The following is a 3,849-nucleotide window of genomic DNA, read 5'->3' on the forward strand; positions in this document are numbered from 1 at the left end:
CATATATTTGGCTGCCCAATGAATTTTTTATGCCTCAGTTTCTAACTGAGCCAGCTTTTCTTAGTCTAAACTCCAGTGACTTGACCATTTACAAGAAACCCGCAGCAGATATTGAAAAAGCAAGTCAAAAGTCAGTCCGATCGCCCCAATGACAATCAGCCCCACAAAAATTTCATCGGTTCGGAGAAATCGACCTGCGACGCTGATCCGGCGACCCAAGCCTTCGGTTGCTGCAATCAATTCCGAGACGATTACCAATTGCCAAGCCGCAGCTAGGTTGATGCGGCTAGCATCAAGAATTCCCGGCAAAACGTGGGGAAAAATAACTTGAGTGAGGATTTCCCAGCGATTCCCACCCAACATATAAGTAGATTCAATCAAGTCTTTTGGAACAAACTTGACTGTATCCATCACCATCAGCGAATTGAAGAAAAAGACGCCGATAAATATCAGCATTATTTTGGGTTCTTCGCCGATTCCCAAGTAGAGAATTAATAGGGGAATGAATGCTGGTGCGGGCATATATCGCATCAAGCCGAACATGGGTTCCAGCAAGGCGCGAATACTGGGAAAACTGCCCATCAGCACGCCAATTGGTATAGAAAAAACCAAGGCGAACAGAAAGCCCACTCCCACCCGCCACAAACTCGCTACTGTGTCTTTCAAAAGTTCACGAGTGTTCCACAGCCGACCAAATGCCTCTAAAACTTTGCCGGGGGAAGGCAAAAATTTGGGGTCTACGTTGGCGAAGGTTGTTACTAGCCACCACAGCAGCAGCGGCAGTGCGATCGATGTTACCGTTAACCCAATATTGAGGGGTGGTGGTATCTCTTCCGCAATCCGCCAGAAAACGGTGGGATTTAGGCTTTTTTGCTTGAGGTGGGATTGGATAGATCGGGGTTCGGGATTTGGTGGCATGATTTAATTGCAGAACGGTTTAGCGAGTAATTTGAGTAGCTTTGGGGAATTTAAAAAAGGAATATTTTTGAAATTTTATTGTGTCGGCAAAATCGTAAATTCTGCCTTCTAGCTTTTACCTTCGGAATAAGCCTTGATAAAGCGATCGTCAAATAATTTGCTGATATCGGGTTGGGTTTTTGCTAAATTTACATCTACAAGAAATTTAGTCATTTCTGCCGCCGCAAACTGCAATGATGTCATGTCATTTCCCGGTTGAAAGGCTTTCAAGTTTTCCTCGATCGTAAATATCTTAGTGCCGTTTTCATATTCTTTGTATTCCTCAACACTAACTCCGGCGCGGTTGGCTAGAATATCGTAAGATTTTTCTTTATTGGCTTTCATGTATTCCAATGTTGCAAACCAGGAATTGACCAGGGCTTGCACTCGATCGGGGTGTTCGCCGATAAACTTTCGCGTGAATACCAAATGGTCGGAAATCGCCCCCGGAAAATCTTTTGAACTAAACAGTTCCTTGCTGTTCGAGCGTTTTAATGCCTGCGTGGTAAACGGCGCAAATACTGCCACCGCATCGACTTGTCCTCCGACGAAAGCCGCCGCAGCTTTGCCGGTTTCCAGCGGTACAAATTGAATGTCCCGCACTGATAAACCTGCTTTTCTCAGCCCCAACAGCAATAAAAAGTGATCGACTGTACCTTCCTCGGCTGCAACTTTTTTTCCTTTCAAATCGGCAACGGAATTGATGCCTTCGGCGACAATCACTTTGTCATTTCCCGTCGAGTTGTCGTTGACTAAAACAATTACTTGGTCGGCGCCGCCTGATATGGAGTTTACTGTATCGCCGAGGGTTTGGCTGTTAGCATTTATCTGTCCTGCTGTGAGGGTGCTGATAGATTCTAAGTAGCCGTCAAACCATTTTAAGTCTACAGGAACATTGTTGGCTTCAAATATCTTTTGTTCTTTGGCAATTTGCCAAGGAAACCAGCCGGGCCACGCGCTGAATCCGAGACTAACTGAATCAGCACTTAATGAAGAAGCTGCTTCGCTTTCAGTTGTTGTTTTGATATAAATTGCCGGGTTGACGCAGCCTACAGCGAAAAACAAGGTGATGAAAAACATGGCGCAGTAGCACAACGGCGATCGCGTTATTTTGGGCGAGGAATATCGGATATTCATAGCATATTCTGGTTGCTGGTTAGAGGTGAATATGTCGATCGAGCTTTTGCGCCTTCTTTGGCTTCCTTAGCTTCCGCAAACCCCCTTGATATACAAGGATAAAGCCCGAGAGCTAACGAACCGAGTCTTGCTGACCGATCGCGTTTCTCCCGGGCTTTTATCCCGCCGTGTAACTGGCTAGCGTTTCCCTAAAATTAAAATCTTGGGAGAACCAGTCTGCTTCTCTCGGACCAGCACTTAAAATTTCTAAGCTGAGTTAGAAACTGATTCAAATCGGAACCCTAGAAGCGGTTAAGTTTTTCGTTTTTTGTCTGTATAAGTCTTGTTTGCAACCCAAGGAGTTATTCAAGACTGTCAGTAACAGCAATGCACTTAGCTTTTTGAAAGGTAAGCATACTGTAGTTTGCAATCTTACTAGATTGCTACGTTTCAAACGGTAACAGCAAACTTGATGCGGAAATGTGTAAAATGTTACAAAAAACGTTTTTTATCGAAGCTGTAAAATAAAAGTTTTTGGAAGATTAAACCGGGCGATGAGATGGCGATTGGAAATCGCGAAGTTTAGTCGCACAAAAAGACGAAATCCGCAAGGTCAGGGTTGAATATTTCTCAAGGAATACTTCGCTCTCTCGACTAGATGCAAGTACGATCGACAATGCGGTAAACTAAGTTTCTATTTGTAAGAACGATCGCCTGGCACAGCCTTTGAAGTCATTTCTTCAATCTAAAATCTAAAATCTAAAATCGACCGAGTTAATTGACGGTGCACTATGGAAAAATTTAACTACAGCAACAATCTCGACATTCATTCGCTGCTCGATCGCTACCGCACCGGCTCGATCGCGCCTGCAGATGCGATCGCGAGCGTGTACGAGCGGATCGAACGCTATGCAGATCCGGCAGTATGGATTTATTTAGCACCGCTGGCGGAAACCCTGGAACGCGCCAAAGCCTTGGAAAACCTAGACCCGCAACAATTGCCGCTCTACGGGATACCTTTTGCGATCAAAGATAATCTCGATTGGGCGGGCGTTCCGACTACGGCGGGATGTCCTGGGTTTCCTCGCACTCCAGCGCGATCGTCCGCAGTCGTAGAGCGTTTGTGCGCGGCAGGTGCGATCGCTATCGGCAAAACCAACATGGATCAGTTTGCCACAGGATTAGTGGGAACCCGCACACCTTATGGAGTTTGTCGCAATCCGTTCGATTCGCGCTACATTCCGGGCGGATCGAGTTCAGGTTCCGCAGCAGCAGTCTCCGCCGGATTGGTGAGTTTTGCTCTGGGTACCGATACCGCAGGATCGGGGCGGGTTCCCGCTGCTTTTACCAACATTGTCGGCCTGAAGCCAAGTTGCGGCTCGATCAGCACTCGCGGCCTACTACCAGCGGTGCGATCACTCGATTGCGTTTCTGTGTTAGCTCTCACCTGTGCGGATGCGGCCTCGGTGCTGCAAGTAGCCAGCGATTTTGACGCTGAGGATGCGTTTTCTCGCCACCCTGAAACGAAAGTTTTGCCGGATTTATCCCGCTTGCGGGTGGGAGTTCCGGCAGACGGCGAACTCGAATTTTTCGGGAATGCAGAAGCCGAACAGCGCTACCGGGAGGCTCTGGCGCGCTTGCAATCTTTGGGCTGCACGATCGCACCTATTGACTTCAAACCCTTTGCGGATGCTGCCGAACTGCTCTACGGCGGGCCTTGGGTAGCAGAAAGGTTGGCCGCGATCGGCGATTTCCTCGACGCGCACCCAGAGGATA

The 3,849-nt window shown here is 47.5% G+C and carries 3 protein-coding genes and 1 riboswitch; of the genes, 1 reads left to right on the top strand and 2 read right to left on the bottom strand.

What is annotated here, in order from left to right; genetic code table 11:
* Window positions 1-60: 60 nt before the first annotated feature.
* Together QUA38_RS27965 and QUA38_RS27970 are read right to left on the bottom strand one after the other, a co-directional pair.
* Window positions 61-918 carry an ABC transporter permease gene (locus QUA38_RS27965; RefSeq protein WP_333167635.1) on the bottom strand — a complete coding sequence of 286 codons (858 nt, stop codon included), beginning with the start codon at window positions 916-918 and terminating at the stop codon, window positions 61-63.
* 108 nt (window positions 919-1,026) lie between these two features.
* Complete coding sequence (locus tag QUA38_RS27970; RefSeq protein ID WP_333167637.1) at window positions 1,027-2,094, bottom strand: ABC transporter substrate-binding protein; 1,068 nt, start codon at window positions 2,092-2,094, stop codon at window positions 1,027-1,029.
* Window positions 2,095-2,238: 144 nt separating this feature from the next.
* Window positions 2,239-2,390: riboswitch (guanidine-I (ykkC/yxkD leader) on the bottom strand.
* A 474-nt stretch (window positions 2,391-2,864) separates the two neighbouring features.
* On the opposite strand from QUA38_RS27970, the gene QUA38_RS27975 reads away from it, so the two are divergent.
* Window positions 2,865-3,849 (top strand): amidase family protein (locus QUA38_RS27975; RefSeq protein ID WP_333167639.1); only part of this gene is annotated, 985 nt, incomplete at its 3' end.

The organism is Microcoleus sp. Pol12B4 (genome assembly GCF_036701385.1).
Lineage (GTDB): Bacteria > Cyanobacteriota > Cyanobacteriia > Cyanobacteriales > Microcoleaceae > Microcoleus.

What these genes read in the sequence shown, in the direction of transcription:
- QUA38_RS27965 (WP_333167635.1), bottom strand. Translation starts at nt 918, where the DNA reads ATGCCACCAAATCCCGAACCCCGATCTATCCAATCCCACCTCAAGCAA.
- QUA38_RS27970 (WP_333167637.1), bottom strand. Translation starts at nt 2,094, where the DNA reads ATGAATATCCGATATTCCTCGCCCAAAATAACGCGATCGCCGTTGTGC.